The sequence below is a fragment of the Roseateles terrae genome (genome assembly GCF_014192155.1).
GTDB classification, from domain to species: Bacteria; Pseudomonadota; Gammaproteobacteria; order Burkholderiales; family Burkholderiaceae_C; genus Roseateles; species Roseateles terrae.
This window is the reverse complement of record NZ_JACHXO010000011.1, coordinates 1-16134: the sequence shown is the minus strand read 5'-3', so window position 1 is coordinate 16134 and position 16134 is coordinate 1. Positions and strand designations below refer to the sequence as shown.

Genomic DNA, 16134 nt, shown 5'->3' with positions numbered 1-16134 from the left:
CCGCCATGACCCATCTGGTTGCCATCCTGGCGTATGACCGCCTTTGCATGTTCGAATTCGGTTGCGCCGTGGAGCTGTTTGCCCTGGAGCGTCCCGAGCTGGGCGTGGACTGGTACCGCCATGCGGTGTGCGCCGTGGAGGCAGGTCCGCTGAGGGGGACGGGCGGCGTACAGGTCCAGGCCCCCTATTCATTGGCGATGCTGCGGCGGGCCGACACGATCGTGGTGCCGGGCTGGCGAGACGCCAGCGAGCGGCCGCCTCAGCCGCTGCTGAATGCGCTGCGCAAGGCGCATGTGCGCGGCGCGCGCATCTGCAGCATCTGCTCAGGCGTGTTCGTGCTGGCCCATGCCGGGCTGCTGGACGGGCGCCGCGCCTCGACGCATTGGCGGTATGCGCAGCAGTTGAAGCAGGCGTTTCCGAAGATCGAGGTGGACGCATCGGCGCTGTATGTCGATGAAGGCTCGGTGATCACATCCGCCGGCTCCGCCGCCGGTCTGGACATGCTGATGCATCTGGTGCGCAAGGACCATGGGAGTGCCGTGGCCAATGCGGTGGCACAGCGGCTGGTGATGGCGCCGCAGCGGGAAGGCGGGCAGGCGCAGTTCGTGCCGCGGCCCATGCCCACGCGGGCGGACAGCCCGATGGCGCGCCTGCAGGCGCATCTGCGGGCCCATCCCCGCAACGATCATCGGGTGGCGAGCCTGGCGCAGCATGTGGGCATGAGCGAACGCTCCTTGCAGCGGCACTTCAAGGCCAGCACCGGGGTGGCCGTGATGGAGTGGCTGGTTCGGGAACGGGTCGCCCTGGCCAAGGAGTTGCTGGAGACCCACCCGGACCTCGACGTGGAAGGCGTGGCGGACCTGTCGGGGCTGGGGTCGCCGGAGTCGCTGCGGCGGCATTTCCGGCGGCTGGGAGTGCCCGCGCCCTCCCGGTACCGTCGCCAATTCGCATGACGGCGGTCAAGCCGCCGCGCTGACGCAGGCAACACCGGGCCCCAGCTGGGGCCACAATGGGGCAGCTCCATCCTGGCCGGTCCCGCTCCGGCTCCTTTGTGATGCGCTTCGACGTTCCGACGCTCTTCAGCCTGCTGTTGATCCTGTCCCTGGCGCTGGCCGTGCTGCTGCCCTTGCAACTGGGATGGCGCAACAGCCCCGGCGCCCGCTTTGCGCAGTGGGCCGCCGCCGCGCAGGCCGGCGGATGGGCGCTGCTGCTCTTGCCCGAGGAAGGCCACCCGCTGGTGGCCACCGCGGCGCTCGGTCTGCTCAGCCTGAGCCTGAGCCTGCTGTGGATGGCCACCCGTCAATGGCTGCCCGACCGGCTGGGACGCTGGCTGCAATGGGCCATGCCGGCCATCGTGATGGCGGGCTATGGCATCGGCTGGGGCCATCAGGACTTTCGGCTGGCATGGTCCAACGGCTGTCTGGGACTGCAGATGCTGGGGCTCGCGGTCAGCGTGATGCTGCCGGTCAAGCCGGTGGTGAAACGCGGCTCGACCGGGCACCTGCGATGGCGGCTGCTGCTGGCGGTGAGCCTGGGCGTCGCCGCGCTGCTGAACCTGGCACGGGCCTGGCTGGCCGGCATCGGGGCGGAGGGACTGCCCCGCTTCGATGCGCCGCATCCGCTGAATGTGCTGTTTGCCGTCACCGCCAATGTCTGCGTGCTGACCGTCGGCATGGCGGTGCTGGTGGCCTGGCGCGAGCAGAGCGAAGGCGAACTGCGTCGGCTGAGTCAGGTGGACAGCGCCACCGGGCTGGCGAATCGCCGGGCCTTCCAGCAGCGGTCAGTCGACATGATCTCGATGGCCCGCCGCTATAACGAGCCGCTGATGCTGCTGGTGATGGATCTGGACGGCCTGAAAGCCATCAACCAGACGCTGGGCGAGGACAAGGGCGACGCCGCCATTCAGCTCTTCGCGCGCAGCCTGGACGAACAGAAACGGCTGGGCGATCTGGTGGCCCGGATCGACGGCCAGCGCTTTGCGGTCTTGATGGCCCGCTCGGATCTGGTGGGACCGCCCGCGCTGGATCGGCGGCTTCGTCAGGCACTTCTGGAATCGGCGCCCGGGACCCTCGGCATGCCGCTGGATTTTTCGGCCGGCTGGGGCAAGCTGCGGTCGGGCGACCGCAATCTGGACGATTTGCTCCAGCGCACCGAGACGGCCCTTTATGCCGCCAAGCATCAAGGCCGTGGTCGCCTCTGCGCCGAACCCGGACTCGAGGCCGAACTCAAGATCTTGTGAGTCACCAGACGTCCACGCGGTGGATTGAAGCGCCAGACGATGTTTCGTGTGCCTCGTTGAGGGTCGGGGAGGCCTGGCTTTCGCAGTCGCTCGCTGATCGCGTCACAAGCGACCGCGCGATTACCGCCCACAGCAAGTGAGCCAAGGCCCGAGCGACCGTGCGCTGGCACACACCTTGCGTCAGGGTTTTCCAGGTCCCGTCCACAAGACGGACAAGTCGTTCCGACCTGGAGTTGCCCGTTCATGTTTGCTGCCCTGAGTCCCGTCTCCGCTTCCGCATCCGTCCGCGCCGCCCGCAGCGCCCATGCGAGCGCCAGCGCCAAAGTCAGCGACGCCCTGCCGGCGCCAGCCGAGCAGCGAGCCCCTATTCAGATCGTGCAGTTGAGCTCCAGAGACCTGCAGTGGCTCCCTGCCCTCACCCACCTGCTGATCGACAACGTCCACCAGGGCGCCACGCTCGGATTCCTCGCCCCGCTGTCCCGCTACGCCGCTCTCGACTATTGGCACGGCGTCTTCGCCCGGCTGGGTCAACACCACAGCCTCTGGATCGCCTGTGAGTCCGAAGCACCCGGACGCCTGCTCGGCGCCGTGCAGCTGTCCCTGTGCCCGCTCGCCAATGCGCACCACCGTGGGGAAGTCCAGCGGTTGATGGTGCATACCCAGGAACGCGGCCGGGGCGTCGCCAGCCATCTGATGAGCCGGGTGGAATGCACCGCCGCCACCCAGGGCCGTTATCTCCTGCAACTCGAAACCTGCGCCGACTCGCAGGCCGAAGCCGTCTTCGCCCATCTCGGCTGGCAACGCGCCGGTCAGATCCCCGATCACTGCCACGGCGCCGAAGGTCAGCTGCAGAATGTCGCCATCTACTACAAGCGCCTGCCGCATCTGGTCTGACCGCATCCCACCCCAATCGCCAGCACCGCAACCGCGACGGCAACCGCGACGGCAACCGCGACGGCATTGGCCATCGCCATCCGCTCGCTGCTGCCATTGCAACCCCGGTCTCAACCGCTCCGCCCGCTGCACACGCCCATGCCCTTGCTGTCCCTGAGCCCCCAAGACCGCGACTGGATCCCGGCCCTCGGTGAGCTGTTCTTCCAGGTGGTGGACGGCGGTGCGTCCCTGGGCTTTCTGGCCGACGTCGATGAGCCGCAGATGCGCGACTACTGGGAGCAGGTCTTCGACCAGCTCGGCCCGAAGCATCGGCTCTGGCTGCTGCATGAAGGACCCGAGCTGCTGGGCACCGTGCAGCTGTCGCTCTGCGGCAAACCCAATGGACGCCATCGCGGTGAAGTGCAGAAGCTCATGGTCCACCCGGACGCCCGTCGTCGCGGTGTGGCCGTCCAGTTGATGGCCGCCGTGGAAGCCGCCGCGCGGGAGGCCGGGCTCACCCTGCTGGTGCTGGATACGGAAGCGCAGTCTCCCGCCGAGACCTTCTACCAGTCCGGGGGCTGGCAGCGCACCGGCGAGATTCCCCAATTCGCGGCGAATCCCGACGGCACGCTGCGCGCAACAGCGCTCTACTGGAAGCTGCTGCCCTGACGACTCAGCGCGCCAGGCGCATCAGCTTCCCGCTATCAGTGAGCAGCAAAAGCGCCCCGTCCTGCGCCTGGATCACGTCGCGGATCCGCTCGCCCAGGCTGCCGTACAGCTTCTCGCGCGCCACCACCTTGTCCCCATCCAGCGTCAGGCGCCACAGGGCCTGACCGCCGAGCGCCCCCGAGAACAGGTTGCCGCGCCAGGCCGGGAACATGGTGCCGGTGTAGAAGGTCAGCCCCGAAGGCGCGATGGAGAGCGGCACCCAGGTGGTCAGCGGTTCCTCGAAGGCCGGTGCCTGCCCCCCCCCGCCGATGCGGCACGCCTCGCCTACCGGCGAACCATAGGGACAGCCGTAGCTCTTCACCGGCCAGCCGTAGTTCTTCCCGGCACGGGCAATGTTGATCTCGTCACCGCCCTGCGGACCATGTTCGCTGATCCACAACTCTCCGGTCGCAGGATGCAAGGCAGCGCCCTGGACATTGCGATGTCCATAGCTCCACACCCCTGGCCGGGAGGGCTTGCCAAAGTCCGGGTTCCCGGCCGGAATGCTGCCATCCCGCTGAATGCGGACGATCTTGCCCAGCGTCTGCATCAGGTCTTGCGAAGGCTCGCCCTTCATGCGCTCGCCCGTGGTGATGAACAGCGTCTTGTCCCGGCCAAAGACGAGACGCGAGCCGAAATGGCCCCCGCCCTCCACCTTGGGTTGCTGGCTGAAGATCACCTGCACATCGACCAGTGCCTGCCCGACCAGCTTGCCGCGCGCCACCGAGGTGCCGGCCAGGCCGGCTTCCTTGCCGGTGCCCGGCTCGGAGTACGACAGGTAGACCCACGGGCTGCCTGCGCTGAAGTCCGGGTCGATGGCGATGCCCAGCAGCCCGCCCTGGCCGCGGTCGGCCACCGCAGGCACACCGGTGATCGTCGCCAGCGTCTTGCCGGTCGCGGACAGCCGCAGCAGAGCGCCGCCCTTTTGCGTCACCAGCAGATCGCCATTGGGCAGCTGCGCCATGCCCCACGGACGGTCCAGGCCCGTGGACAAGGTCTGCAGCGGGATGTCTGCCTCGGGCTTGCCGGCGCTGTTGTCCTGCATCAGCGGGGCCGCGGCCTGCACCGGGCGCGCCATCAGGCCGGCGGCGGTGGCCAGCACCAGGCCGGACAGCAGCAGTCCCAGCATCTGCCGGCGCGCGGCAGGCGTGTGTGTCTGCATCCTTGCCCGCATCGTTGCCGGCGTCGTTGCCTGTGTCGCTGCCTGCATCAGCGTTGGCTCCAGGGGCTGTGCACCAGCCTGTCCATCACTGCGCTGAGAACGCTTCGCGGGCCGCATCACCATCACTGTCACTGCTCCTGAAATCTTGAGGGTTCACACGCGCAGTCTATGCCGCGCGCCGGCAGATCGTGCCGTGCCGACAACGCCCGGCCCTGCCCGCAACAGCGGGAATTCCTGGAGGTCAGCGGCGGCCTGCCCCACCGGTCCGCCCGCCGAGGCCCTTGTGCCGACGCGCCGCATCCTCTACCCTGACCGCAATCAGGATTCAGGCTCCGACAGATTCCCACCCTCAGCGAGAGGAGCGAGCCATGTCCCAATCCCTTGCCCCGACCCCCACGGGGCCGGTGGATGCCATTGCGTCCATCCGCACGCTGGCGCTGACCGGCCCTGCCGGCGCCGGCAAGACCACGCTGGCCGAAGCATTGCTGCTCAAGACGGGCGCCATCAAGACCGCCGGCTCGGTCGAGAAGGGCAGCACCGTCAGCGACGACGATCCGCAGGAGCGTCGCATGCAGCATTCGCTGCAGACGTCGATGCTGCATGCCCATCACGACGGCCTGCACCTGCAGATGCTGGACACCCCCGGGTCGCCCGATTTCATCGGCCAGGCGCTGCCGGCGCTGGAAGCGGTGGAAACCGTGGCCGTCGTGATCAACGCCCAGACCGGCATCGAGCTGATGGCGCTGCGCTTGATGGAAGCCGCCGCCCGTCGCGGGCTCACCCGGATGCTGATCATCAACAAGATCGATGTGCCCGGGGTGGACCTGGCGTCGCTGCTGTCTCAGGTGCAGCAGACCTTCGGTCGGGAGTGCCTGCCAATGAATCTGCCTGCGCAGGCCGGAACCGGGGTGCAGGACTGCTTCTTTGGCACCGAGGGAGAAACCGACTTCGGTTCAGTGGCAGACGCGCATCGCGCGCTGGTGGAACAAGTGGTCGAAGTCGATCCCGCCTTTGTGGATCGCTACCTCAATGACGGCGATGTGCCCGCCACCGAGCTGCATACGCCACTGGAGCAGGCCCTGCGGGAGGGGCATCTGATCCCCGTGTGTTTTGTGTCGGCGCGCACGGGTGCGGGCGTGGCGGAGCTGCTGGGGGTGATCGAAAAGCTGCTGCCCAATCCCACCGAGGCCAACCCGCCACAGTTCCTGCAAGGCGAAGGCGAAGAAGCGCAGCCGCTGCAGGTGGCGATGGATCCGGAGCGGCACGTGGTGGCGCATGTGTTCAAGATCTTGTCCGATCCCTACCTCGGCAAGCTGGCGATGGTGCGGGTGCATCAGGGCACGCTGCGGCGCAATGCGCAGGTATTCGTCGGCCATGCCCGCAAGCCGGTGCGGCTGGCCCACCTGCTGCGGCTGCAGGGGCGACAGCATGTGGACATCGACCAGGCACTGCCCGGCGAGCTGTGCGCCCTGGCCAAGCTGGACGATCTGCACTTCGATGCGGTGCTGCACGATGCGCCCGAGGACGAGCATCTGCACCTGAGCCCGGTCGAGCTGCCCGTGGCCGTGCACGGCCTCAGCCTGCGGCCGACCCGGCATGGCGACGAGCAGCGCCTGTGGGACGTACTGGCGCGGCTGGTGGAAGAAGACCCCTGTCTGCGGCTGGAGCGCGCCGGAGAGGCGGAAGGGGGTGCTGGCGGAGGCAATGCGCAGGGGGGCGAGACGCTGGTCTACGGGCTGGGCGACCTGCATCTGCGCTGCCTGCTGGAGCGGCTGAAGGACCCGTACAAGGTGGAGGTGGTGGCGCAGCCGCCCCGCGTGGCGTACCGGGAGACGATCGCGGCTGCCGCGGAGGGGCACCATCGGCACAAGAAACAGACCGGCGGTGCCGGGCAGTTCGGTGAGGTCTGGCTGCGGGTGGAGCCGCTGGCCCGGGGCGCCGGCTTCGAGTTCCGCGATGAGGTCAAGGGCGGCGCCATCCCCGGCGCATTCATGCCCGCCGTTGAAAAAGGCGTGCGGCAGGCGCTGGCCCGCGGTGTGGTCGCGGGCTATCCGTTGCAGGACCTGCGGGTGACGGTGCTCGACGGCAAGCACCACACGGTCGATTCGAAAGAGGTGGCTTTCATCACCGCAGCCCGCAAGGCCCTGATGGCAGCGGTGAAGGAGGCCCGTCCGCTGGTGCTGGAGCCGATCGTGACGGTGGAAATCACCGCGCCGGAATCGGCCACCGGCGACATCACCGGCGACCTGGCCGCCCGCCGCGGGCAGGTCAGCGGCACCCGCAACCCGGTCACGGGTCAGATCGTGGTGCTGGGCTCCGCGCCGCTGGCCGAGCTGTCCGCCTATCAGAATCGGCTCAATGCGCTGACCAGCGGCCAGGGGCGCTACACGCTGGCGTTCTCGCATCATGAGGCGGTGCCGCCGTCAGTCCAGGCGCAGCTCATCTCGCAACACCGGGTGCAGGACGACGAGTAGGACCGGGGAAGCCTCAACAAACGTGCGGCTGTTGACGGGACCTGCCAAGGGGCAGGTGAACGAAGCTTTATCATTGCGGCATGTGTTCCGCCCCCCGCGACGTCGCGCAGATCCGTTTGGACAACGCGATGCGCCTGTTCGAAGAGTTCGTTGCCGCCACCCTCAAGCACCCCGATGCCGCCGCCCTGCGCGGTCTGGAGCGGCGCTTTGCGGAGCGCTTGCAGATCCAGCCCAGTTACTGGAGCCAGATCAAGAGCCGCTCCCGTCAGATTGGAGAGCGGCTGGCGCGGCAGTTCGAGCAGTTGTGCCATAAGCCGATGGGGTGGATGGACCAGGAGCATGGTCTGAGTGCGGCGTCTGCAGGTGCAGCAGGGGCAGGGGCTCACGGTCCTTCCGGCGCGGCGCCGGGCGCTCTTGGCATGGCAGCGGCGGAGCCTCCGCCCGGCCTTCCGCAGGACGATGACGAACGTTTCATCGTCGGGCTGGTGCTCACCTACTATCGCCGGCATCCCCAGCGGGCGCGCACCCGATTGCTGGATCTGCTGGGAGAAGTGTTGACGCCGGTCGCCGCTGCGGCCCCCGCGCCGGCACCGGTATCGACGAGCGCCTCCACGCGGGCTGCCGCAGCGGCCGCCGCCGGCAAGCCGGTGGTCACCGCCAGTCCATCGGGCGTCTCCGAAGCCGACGCGTGGCGCAAGCTGCAGCAGAGCGTCGCCCCGCTCAAGCCGAAGAAGCGCTGAGCGCGCGGGCTGATCGCGAAAGGTCAAGCGCGACGGGCTGAGGTCGCTCAGGGATTGGGCGCTTCAGCCATGCGGCAGCGCAGGGGCCTGCCCGGAACTGCATAAGCCTGCCCGACACGGCATAGGCCTGCCAGACACGGCACAGGCCTGCCAGAGACGGCCGTGATGCTCCCCTGTCAAGGCATGACATCTCTTGCCCCGGGCGGAAGTCCCGACGACGGCTGACGCTGAGCCACTTCGACGACGTGCACGCCCGATGTGTGCGGCCGATGCAAGTAGCCGATGCACCTGGCCGCCGGACATTGCCGCCGGGGCATTGCCGCCGGGGCATTGCCGTCGGGCATTGCCGTCGGGCATTGCCGTCGGGCATTGCCGTCGCGTCCCGTCGGCGAGTGACAACACCAGATAAAAAGCACTTGCGCTTGATAATCGAGTGTTTATCATTTGCGCAAGTTACGAGGCGAGCCGGCTCAACAAGAGCCCAACACCGCCCTATTCCCTCTTTCAGCTGTCAACACCAGGAGGCTACTCATGGCCAAGTTCACTGCCCCACGTGCCCAGCAAACGCTGACCACGCGCAAGCCACGCAATCCGCATGTGGCGCCCTGCCTCAAGCGATCTGCCGGCCGACATGGCCCCAGCGCCGGCGGCAAGCGTCAACAAGCCCATCAGTCGTTGCAGCGCGAGCTGCGGCATCTGCACGAACTCAGTCCATGAAAGGCTGACCTTCCGCGCCCCGAGATCGATCCCGGGGCGTCAGGGAGGCGACCCAGGGAGAATTCTCATGTCTTCGATCATTTGCATGGCCAGCGCCCACAGCCGCCTGGCCGAACCCCGCGGTTGGCGGGAATGGATCTCGAGCCGTCTGCTCCGTCTGGGCGGTCGGCTGATCCGCTGGGCCTGGCTGCTGGCACCCACCGCCGCACGGTCCGAGGCCGGCACCGATCTTCATCTGGAGTTCGGTCCGCTGGGAGGTGGTTCGTCGGATCACGGCGGGCTGTATGTCAACGGTCAACTGGTCGGCACCCTCGCGGGCGTCCGGCGTCTGTGATGGCGCCCGTGTGGATCGCCCTCATCGCCGTGCTTGTGGGCATCAAGCTGGCGGATGCGGAGCCGATATACGATCCAAGCACTCCGTGCATCACTGCCCCCAAGGCCCTGCCCGACCATGAGCGACCTGCTTCCTCTTCCTGTGCCGGTACCCCCGGCCCAGCCCATGCTGGAGCAGCCGCTTCGCGACCTGTCCGCGTGGACCGCCCACCTTCGCCATATGACTATTCCAGTCCTGGCGAGTACCAGCGAGCAGCTGGAACTGTGGCGATCCAATGAGGACGCAGCAGACGCCCACCTGCTGGGCGAGATCCTGAACAAGGATCCGCTCATGACCCTGAAGCTGCTGGCGCATGCGGCGTCGCAGCGCTCCAGCCGGCTGCTGACCGACGCAGAAACGGTCACGGCCGCGCTGGTGCTCCTGGGCATCACGCCCTTCTTCAAGGCCTTCGGCCCTCAACCGACGGTGGAGGAGCGGCTCGCCGGTCGGCCGGACGCATTGGCTGGATTGCAGCGCGTGCTGCTACGGGCGGAGCGGGCGGCACGCTTTGCCCTCGGCTTTGCGGCTCACCGCGCCGACCCGGATGCGGAAGTGATCCACAGCGCCGCTCTGCTGCACGATTTCTCCGAGATGCTGCTCTGGTGCGAGGCGCCGACCCTGGCGCTGGAGATTCAGCGCCTGCAGGCGGCCCAGCCCGGATTACGCAGCACCGCGGCGCAGAAGCAGGTGCTGAACATCGAGCTGGGGGATCTGGAACAGGCGCTGATGAAGGCCTGGCACCTGCCCGAGCTTCTGGCGCACATCACCAACGACAAGAAAGCCCGCGATCCGCAGGTGCGATGCGTGATGCTGGCCGTTCGCCTGGCGCGGCACAGTTCGGTCAGTTGGGAGAACCCCGCCATTCCGGATGATCTGGCCGAAATCGGCGAGCTGTTGACGTTGTCGCCGTCGCATACGCTCAAGCTGCTGCACGAGCTGGATGGCACACCCGGCTGAGGCCGGCATTGCATGGGTCGGCCGCCCTTACACAGGCAGCGCCGTGGTGTTCTTCAAGCGGTCCAGCACAAAGCTGGTCTTGCAGTCCTGCACGCTGGGATGCTTGAGCAGCGTCTCGGTGATGAACCGGGCGTAGTGGGACATGTCTTCCACCAGCACTCGAAGCAGGTAGTCCATGTCCCCCGTGAGGGCGGAGCACTCCACCACCTCCGGCCAGCTCTGGACCGCCGCCCGGAACAGATCCATCGGATTGCGCTTGTGGGTCTCGGTGTGCTTTTCCAGGCGGACATTGATGTAGGCCGTCAGGCCCAGCCCTACCCGCTCCGGATTCAACAGGGCCACATAGCCTTGGATGACGCCCAGTTCCTCCAGCCGCCGGACGCGGCGCAGCACCGCCGACGCCGACAGGTTGGCCTCGGCCGCGAGCGCGTCGTAAGTCATGCGGCCATCCGCCTGGAGGGCGTGGAGGATGCGTCGGTCGATCGCATCAAGCTCGATCTGCTTGTCCATTTCCGAATTCTTGCAGGATTCCTGCGCCGATGCAGCGGAATGGCATCAGATCGCATGAAAACTGCGAGGGCCGACGCCTACAGTCTCACGCATTGATTTTTGACAAATCTGGAGACACGCATGGCATTCACCCCTTGGGACAACCCGATGGGCACCGACGGCTTTGAATTCATCGAATTCGCCGCTCCCGATCCGGCCGCGCTCGGCGCGCTGTTCACCTCGATGGGATTTGTGGCCGTCGCCCGCCATCGCCACAAGAATGTGACGCTGTATCGGCAAGGGGACGTGAACTTCATCGTCAACGCCGAAACCGACGCCTTTGCACAGCGGTTTGCCCGTCTGCATGGTCCGTCCATCTGCGCCATCGCCTTCCGCGTGAACGATGCGGCCTTTGCCTATCGCCGTGCGCTGGAACTCGGCGCCTGGGGCTTTGACAACAAGGCCGGCCCGATGGAGCTGAATATCCCCGCCATCAAGGGTATCGGCGATTCGCTGATCTACTTCGTGGACCGGTGGCAAGGGAAGAACGGCGCTGCTCCGGGCGAGATCGGCAACATCAGCATCTATGACGTGGATTTCGTGCCGCTGCTGGATGCGCAAGGCAAACCCGTCGAATCTCGACCCAAGGGCCACGGCCTGACCTACATCGATCACCTGACCCACAACGTCTTCCGCGGCCGGATGAAGGAATGGGCGGAGTTCTACGAGCGCCTGTTCAACTTCCGTGAAGTCCGCTACTTCGACATCGAAGGCAAGCTGACCGGTCTGAAGTCCAAGGCCATGACCAGCCCCTGCGGCAAGATCCGCATTCCCATCAACGAGAGCAGCGACGACAAGAGCCAGATCGCCGAATACCTCGACCTCTATCACGGGGAAGGGATTCAGCACGTGGCCCTGGGCACCGACAACATCTACGCGACGGTGGAGGGGATGATCTCCACCGGCGTGCAGTTCCAGGACACCATCGACACCTATTACGACCTGGTCAGCAAGCGCCTGCCGGAGCATCAGGAGCCGGTGGATGAATTGCGCCGGCTGCGGATCCTGATTGACGGTGCGGCCCACCAGGGCGCGCCGCATGAGTTGCTGCTGCAGATCTTCACCAAGGAAGTCATCGGCCCGATCTTCTTCGAGCTGATTCAGCGCAAGGGGAATGAAGGCTTCGGTGAAGGCAACTTCAAGGCGTTGTTTGAGAGTATCGAGCTGGATCAGATTCGACGCGGGGTGCTGAAGGCCGAGGCTTGACACCTGCGTCGATCGGGGCCGCGTGGATCAGGCTGATCGCGCGGTCATAGGCCTGCGGTTCGAACACCAGTTGAAGGTGGCCCCGGGCCGGCAGATGCAACACCCGGGCCCCTGGGAGCAGCGCCGTTTCCGAGGGGAAAACCACCTGGTCGCAGTGGCCGTAGAGGCAGTCGAAATGTCCACCGAGGACGTCCGGCTCCTCATCGGCCAGCTGCAGCAGCCAGGGGGAATCATCCCGCATCTGCCGGGCGTTGACGGTGCTGCCGAGCCGTGCGAGCAAGGTGCCACGGTGGGGAGTGCCGAGCGTGAGGATGCGGTGGATCCGCTCCGGCGCATGGCCGACGCTGCGCCACCAGGCGCGCGCGCTCAGGCCGCCCATGCTGTGCGCCACGATCAGCGGCGGCGAGCCCGTGAGGGCGTGCAGACGGCGCATGGCCTCATCGATGCAGGGCGCGTATGCGTCGATGGAACCGAAGGCCGGCTCCTGCGTCACCGCCATGTAGGGAATGCCGTCGCGCTGGAGGCGCGGCATCCAGGCGTTCCACAGCCCGCGGTTGCAGCTGTAGCCATGGACCAGCAAGATGCCCCGCGGCGCATGGGTGCGCTCCGGCAGGAAGTCAGGAAACCGGTTTTCTGCCCAGGGCTGATCCCAGTTGAAGACCCGCGTCACGGCAACGACTTCGCGCCACCAGGCGGCCATCAGGTCCGACCACGGGGCAGCCGGAAGACCCGGCGCCGGCGGGAAGAAGCGCAGAGCCAGGAAGCTGGGCAGCATCACGAGGCCCGGCCCCGCCAGGAACACCGCCAGCGCGGCGAGGCCGGGGACCAGGCCATAGCGGCCCCCCACCCAGGCAGACAGCAGTGGGCCGAACACCCAGCGGAACAGGGACGTGAAGCGGTGAATGTGGCCGTTCATCTCTCGGCGCTCAAGGCGCGTGGCTCAAAAATCAGGTGAGCGCAGTGTAGGCGCCCGGGGGTGGCGGCCCGCGGGTCAGACTTTTCCGTCCGTGACATCAGGACAGACTTGTGGCCCGGCTGCGGGCCTGTCATTAAGGTGACGGGGAGGCTAGGGCAACTCCCCTTTGTCCTGCGCTTCGTCTGACGCGAGCATGGGCAACTTCACTGGCCCGTGGTCCTCGCGCCCCTGGGCCCATAACGAGAGCGACGGAGACATGACTGCTGTAACCATGACTGCTGAAACCCCGCCCCGCACGCATGCCGCCCAGCCGTGGCTCGCGAGCTATCCGCCCGGGGTGGCCGCCCAGATTCCGCTGGACCGGTATGGGTCCCTGGTGGAGCTGCTGGAAGAAGCGTTCCGCGTTCATGCCAGCCGCGATGCGGCCGTCTGCATGGACCAGCGCATCACCTTCGCCGAGGTCGATGAACACTCCAAGGCGCTGGGGGCGTGGCTGCAAGGTCGCGGACTGGCCAAGGGCGCACGCGTGGCCATCATGATGCCCAACGTGCTGCAGTACATGGTGACCATCGCCGCCATCCTGCGCGCCGGCTATGTGGTTGTGAATGTGAACCCGCTCTATACCCCGCGTGAACTGGAACATCAGCTCAAGGACTCCGGGGCGGAAGCCATCATCGTGCTGGAGAACTTCGCCAGGACGCTGTCAGAGGTGATCGAGCGGACGCAGGTGAAGCATGTGGTGCTCACCGGCCTGGGCGACATGCTCAGCTGGTGGAAAGGACCGCTGATCAACTTCGCGGTGCGGCATCTCAAGAAGATGGTGCCGGAGTTCCGGCTGCCGATGACCCAGGGGCGGACGGTCACGCGGTTCAAGCAGGCCCTGTCGCAAGGCGCGCAGTCGCAGCTCAAGCCTGTGACGCTGCGGGCGGATGACCCGGCCTTTCTGCAATACACCGGCGGCACCACGGGTCTGTCCAAAGGGGCGACGCTGCTCCACCGAAACGTGGTGGCCAATATCCTCCAGAGCGAAGCCTGGTTTGCGCCGATGCTCGGCAAACTCGGCAACAAGCCCCTGACCATCGTCTGCGCGCTGCCGCTGTATCACATCTTCGCCCTGACGGCCTGCTACATGCTGGGCGCACGGCTGGGCATGATGAACCTACTGATTCCGAATCCACGGGACATCCCAGGATTTGTGGCGACCTTGCGCAACTACAAGGTCAACATGTTCCCGGCGGTGAATACCCTGTTCAATGCGCTGGCCAATGATGCGAGCTTTGCCAAGCTGGACTTCAGCGAGCTGGTGATTTCCAACGGCGGCGGCATGGCGGTACAGCAGGCGACGGCGGAGAAATGGCAGCGCATCACCGGCTGCGCGGTGGTGGAAGGGTACGGCCTCTCCGAAACCTCTCCAGTCGCGACGATCAATCGGCTGGACGTCGATGGTTTCAACGGGTCAATCGGCTTGCCGGTGCCCAATACTGAAATCGCCATCCGGGATGACAACGGTCGCGATGTGCCCCTGGGCGAGCGTGGCGAGATCTGCATTCGCGGTCCGCAGGTGATGGCCGGTTACTGGAATCGCCCGGAAGAAACCGCGCAGGCCATCGGGCCGGATGGGTTCTTCAAGACCGGCGACATCGGCGTCATGGATGCGCAGGGGTTCACCCGGATCGTGGACCGGAAGAAGGACATGATTCTGGTCAGCGGGTTCAATGTCTACCCCACCGAAATCGAGCAGGTGGTGAACATGCACCCAGGCGTGCTGGAATGCGCCGCCGTGGGGGTGCCCGACCCGCATTCGGGCGAGGCGGTGAAGCTGTTCGTGATCAAGAAGGACCCGGCCCTGGCTGAAGAAGATCTGAGCGCTTACTGCCATGGCCAGTTCACCGGCTACAAGCGGCCCAAGTACATCGAGTTCCGCGATGAGTTGCCCAAGACCAATGTGGGCAAGATCCTGCGGCGGGAGCTGCGGCAGCAGTGAGGGCAGCGCCTGTGCGGGTGACCGGTGGCTGTGGACTTCGTGGCGAGCATCGTCCATGACCGCCGACTTGCGGATTCCCGGGGTGACGGTGTTGGAGCGAGGCTGGCTGTCGTCCAACAATGTGGTGCTGCATGCCAAGGGCGCGGGACTTGGGTCCGCCTCGGCCCGCAAGCAGGCGATGGTGGTTGATACCGGGCACATCTCGCATGCAGCTCAGACGCTCGCGCTGCTGGAAGCGGCTTTGTCGGGGGACGAGCTTGTCGGCATCGCCAATACCCATCTGCATTCGGATCACTGCGGCGGGAACGCCGCGGTTTCGGCGAAGTTCAAGGTGCCAATCTGGATTCCACCTGGCGAGTTTGACGCGGCGTTGGCGTGGGACGACTCCGGTCTGAGTTTCGCCGACACCGGGCAACTGGCCGAGCGCTTCCTACCTGCGGGGCGCCTCATGCCAGGATCCCACCTGCCGCCGCCGTTTGATCAGTGGCAGATCCATGCGGCGCCGGGACATGATCCCGCGTCCATCATTCTGTTTGAACTGGGATCGCGCACGGTGATCTCCGCCGACGCCCTGTGGGAAAACGGATTCGGGATCGTGTTCCCGGAACTGAACGGGCGGGACGCATTTGGAGAGGTGGAAGACAGTCTCGACCTCATCGAACGGTTGCGGCCCACCCTTGTGATTCCGGGACACGGCTCGCCCTTTGTTGATGTGGCGGACGCCCTGGCGAGGGCGAGGGAACGACTTCGCTACTTTCGTCGTGAGCCCATTCGGCATGCGGTGCACGCGGCCAAGGCACTGCTGGTCTTTCACCTCATGGAGGTGGGCGGGCTGGATCGCACTGCCTTGATTCACTGGGCGCTTCAGACGCCCGTTTATCAACGAATGTGGGCGCTCGTGGCCGGTGGATCCGCTGCGGGAGGCGCGCTTTCCGCGTCCGAATGGGTGGGGCAGCTCGCGGATGCGCTGTTGCGGGCGGGGCACCTATCCCTCAAGGGGAACGCGTCGGGAGTGAATGTCCTGACCGCCAGCTAATCAGATACAAATACTTCAGAAGCAAATGCACGGGCTGGGCTTGGCGTTTTGCTTTGGTCGGTGTCATCCACCGACGGATCAAATTCGAATACCCAAAAAGCAAAGCCCCCTGAACTGCTGGAGTTCAGGGGGTTTGCAGGGTTATTAGCCTGACGATGACCTACTTTCACACGGGAATCCGCACTATCATCGGCGCTGAG

Annotated in this window: 16 protein-coding genes; 12 read left to right on the top strand and 4 right to left on the bottom strand. The window is 66.2% G+C overall.

The window, feature by feature from the left end; all coding sequences use genetic code 11:
* Nucleotides 1-5: 5 nt before the first annotated feature.
* The 4 genes from ftrA to FHS28_RS22955 all read left to right on the top strand — a co-directional run bounded on the left by ftrA (nucleotide 6) and on the right by FHS28_RS22955 (nucleotide 3781).
* Complete coding sequence (ftrA, locus tag FHS28_RS22970; protein WP_088454466.1) at nucleotides 6-953, top strand: transcriptional regulator FtrA; 948 nt, start codon at nucleotides 6-8, stop codon at nucleotides 951-953.
* A gap of 101 nt (nucleotides 954-1054) precedes the next feature.
* On the top strand, nucleotides 1055-2239 hold the full coding sequence (locus FHS28_RS22965; RefSeq protein ID WP_184295503.1) for a GGDEF domain-containing protein: 1185 nt from the start codon (nucleotides 1055-1057) through the stop codon (nucleotides 2237-2239).
* Nucleotides 2240-2482: 243 nt separating this feature from the next.
* A complete protein-coding gene (locus FHS28_RS22960) occupies nucleotides 2483-3133 on the top strand; it encodes a GNAT family N-acetyltransferase (protein WP_088454468.1) in 651 nt (216 codons plus the stop codon).
* 138 nt (nucleotides 3134-3271) lie between these two features.
* Nucleotides 3272-3781 (top strand): GNAT family N-acetyltransferase, encoded by a 510-nt coding sequence (locus FHS28_RS22955; protein WP_088454469.1) that lies wholly within the window; start codon nucleotides 3272-3274, stop codon nucleotides 3779-3781.
* A 4-nt stretch (nucleotides 3782-3785) separates the two neighbouring features.
* On the opposite strand, the gene FHS28_RS22950 is transcribed toward FHS28_RS22955, so the two are convergent.
* The gene (locus FHS28_RS22950; protein WP_184295499.1) at nucleotides 3786-4982 is read right to left on the bottom strand and encodes a PQQ-dependent sugar dehydrogenase; all 1197 of its coding nucleotides are present in this window, start codon (nucleotides 4980-4982) and stop codon (nucleotides 3786-3788) included.
* 368 nt (nucleotides 4983-5350) lie between these two features.
* Between FHS28_RS22950 and fusA the strand changes: the two genes are divergently transcribed.
* The 5 genes from fusA to FHS28_RS22925 all read left to right on the top strand — a co-directional run bounded on the left by fusA (nucleotide 5351) and on the right by FHS28_RS22925 (nucleotide 10243).
* Complete coding sequence (gene fusA, locus FHS28_RS22945) at nucleotides 5351-7456, top strand: elongation factor G (RefSeq protein ID WP_088454471.1); 2106 nt, start codon at nucleotides 5351-5353, stop codon at nucleotides 7454-7456.
* 80 nt (nucleotides 7457-7536) lie between these two features.
* A complete protein-coding gene (locus tag FHS28_RS22940) occupies nucleotides 7537-8196 on the top strand; it encodes a hypothetical protein (protein ID WP_088454472.1) in 660 nt (219 codons plus the stop codon).
* Nucleotides 8197-8727: 531 nt separating this feature from the next.
* Complete coding sequence (locus FHS28_RS22935; RefSeq protein WP_088454473.1) at nucleotides 8728-8913, top strand: hypothetical protein; 186 nt, start codon at nucleotides 8728-8730, stop codon at nucleotides 8911-8913.
* Between the two features lie 67 nt (nucleotides 8914-8980).
* The gene (locus FHS28_RS22930; RefSeq protein WP_184295496.1) at nucleotides 8981-9247 is read left to right on the top strand and encodes a hypothetical protein; all 267 of its coding nucleotides are present in this window, start codon (nucleotides 8981-8983) and stop codon (nucleotides 9245-9247) included.
* A 117-nt stretch (nucleotides 9248-9364) separates the two neighbouring features.
* Nucleotides 9365-10243, top strand: coding sequence for an HDOD domain-containing protein (locus FHS28_RS22925; protein ID WP_246410507.1), 879 nt, complete (start codon nucleotides 9365-9367; stop codon nucleotides 10241-10243).
* A 27-nt stretch (nucleotides 10244-10270) separates the two neighbouring features.
* Here FHS28_RS22925 and FHS28_RS22920 read toward each other — a convergent pair whose 3' ends face one another.
* Nucleotides 10271-10753, bottom strand: coding sequence for an Lrp/AsnC family transcriptional regulator (locus FHS28_RS22920; RefSeq protein ID WP_088454476.1), 483 nt, complete (start codon nucleotides 10751-10753; stop codon nucleotides 10271-10273).
* A 120-nt stretch (nucleotides 10754-10873) separates the two neighbouring features.
* Between FHS28_RS22920 and hppD the strand changes: the two genes are divergently transcribed.
* Entirely contained in the window at nucleotides 10874-11998 is a 1125-nt protein-coding gene (gene hppD, locus FHS28_RS22915; protein WP_088454477.1) for a 4-hydroxyphenylpyruvate dioxygenase, read from the top strand.
* On the opposite strand, the gene FHS28_RS22910 is transcribed toward hppD, so the two are convergent.
* Nucleotides 11931-12914 carry an esterase/lipase family protein gene (locus FHS28_RS22910; RefSeq protein ID WP_088454478.1) on the bottom strand — a complete coding sequence of 328 codons (984 nt, stop codon included), beginning with the start codon at nucleotides 12912-12914 and terminating at the stop codon, nucleotides 11931-11933. The two genes, hppD and FHS28_RS22910, sit on opposite strands and share 68 nt — an antisense overlap.
* A 271-nt stretch (nucleotides 12915-13185) precedes the next feature.
* Here FHS28_RS22910 and FHS28_RS22905 point away from each other — a divergent pair, with 271 nt between their 5' ends.
* Together FHS28_RS22905 and FHS28_RS22900 are read left to right on the top strand one after the other, a co-directional pair.
* A complete protein-coding gene (locus FHS28_RS22905; RefSeq protein WP_246410505.1) occupies nucleotides 13186-14898 on the top strand; it encodes a long-chain-fatty-acid--CoA ligase in 1713 nt (570 codons plus the stop codon).
* A gap of 55 nt (nucleotides 14899-14953) precedes the next feature.
* Nucleotides 14954-15934 (top strand): MBL fold metallo-hydrolase, encoded by a 981-nt coding sequence (locus FHS28_RS22900; RefSeq protein ID WP_088454480.1) that lies wholly within the window; start codon nucleotides 14954-14956, stop codon nucleotides 15932-15934.
* Here the strand turns inward: FHS28_RS22900 and FHS28_RS23930 are convergent.
* A partial coding sequence (locus tag FHS28_RS23930) for a hypothetical protein (RefSeq protein ID WP_221194207.1) occupies nucleotides 15931-16134 on the bottom strand: 204 nt, incomplete at its 5' end. The two genes, FHS28_RS22900 and FHS28_RS23930, sit on opposite strands and share 4 nt — an antisense overlap.

Excerpts from the sequence above, each read along its gene's own strand:
- ftrA (WP_088454466.1), top strand. The coding sequence starts at position 6 with ATGACCCATCTGGTTGCCATCCTGGCGTATGACCGCCTTTGCATGTTC.
- FHS28_RS22965 (WP_184295503.1), top strand. The coding sequence starts at position 1,055 with ATGCGCTTCGACGTTCCGACGCTCTTCAGCCTGCTGTTGATCCTGTCC.
- FHS28_RS22960 (WP_088454468.1), top strand. The coding sequence starts at position 2,483 with ATGTTTGCTGCCCTGAGTCCCGTCTCCGCTTCCGCATCCGTCCGCGCC.
- FHS28_RS22955 (WP_088454469.1), top strand. The coding sequence starts at position 3,272 with ATGCCCTTGCTGTCCCTGAGCCCCCAAGACCGCGACTGGATCCCGGCC.
- FHS28_RS22950 (WP_184295499.1), bottom strand. The coding sequence starts at position 4,982 with ATGCAGACACACACGCCTGCCGCGCGCCGGCAGATGCTGGGACTGCTG.
- fusA (WP_088454471.1), top strand. The coding sequence starts at position 5,351 with ATGTCCCAATCCCTTGCCCCGACCCCCACGGGGCCGGTGGATGCCATT.
- FHS28_RS22940 (WP_088454472.1), top strand. The coding sequence starts at position 7,537 with ATGTGTTCCGCCCCCCGCGACGTCGCGCAGATCCGTTTGGACAACGCG.
- FHS28_RS22935 (WP_088454473.1), top strand. The coding sequence starts at position 8,728 with ATGGCCAAGTTCACTGCCCCACGTGCCCAGCAAACGCTGACCACGCGC.
- FHS28_RS22930 (WP_184295496.1), top strand. The coding sequence starts at position 8,981 with ATGTCTTCGATCATTTGCATGGCCAGCGCCCACAGCCGCCTGGCCGAA.
- FHS28_RS22925 (WP_246410507.1), top strand. The coding sequence starts at position 9,365 with ATGAGCGACCTGCTTCCTCTTCCTGTGCCGGTACCCCCGGCCCAGCCC.
- FHS28_RS22920 (WP_088454476.1), bottom strand. The coding sequence starts at position 10,753 with ATGGACAAGCAGATCGAGCTTGATGCGATCGACCGACGCATCCTCCAC.
- hppD (WP_088454477.1), top strand. The coding sequence starts at position 10,874 with ATGGCATTCACCCCTTGGGACAACCCGATGGGCACCGACGGCTTTGAA.
- FHS28_RS22910 (WP_088454478.1), bottom strand. The coding sequence starts at position 12,914 with ATGAACGGCCACATTCACCGCTTCACGTCCCTGTTCCGCTGGGTGTTC.
- FHS28_RS22905 (WP_246410505.1), top strand. The coding sequence starts at position 13,186 with ATGACTGCTGAAACCCCGCCCCGCACGCATGCCGCCCAGCCGTGGCTC.
- FHS28_RS22900 (WP_088454480.1), top strand. The coding sequence starts at position 14,954 with ATGACCGCCGACTTGCGGATTCCCGGGGTGACGGTGTTGGAGCGAGGC.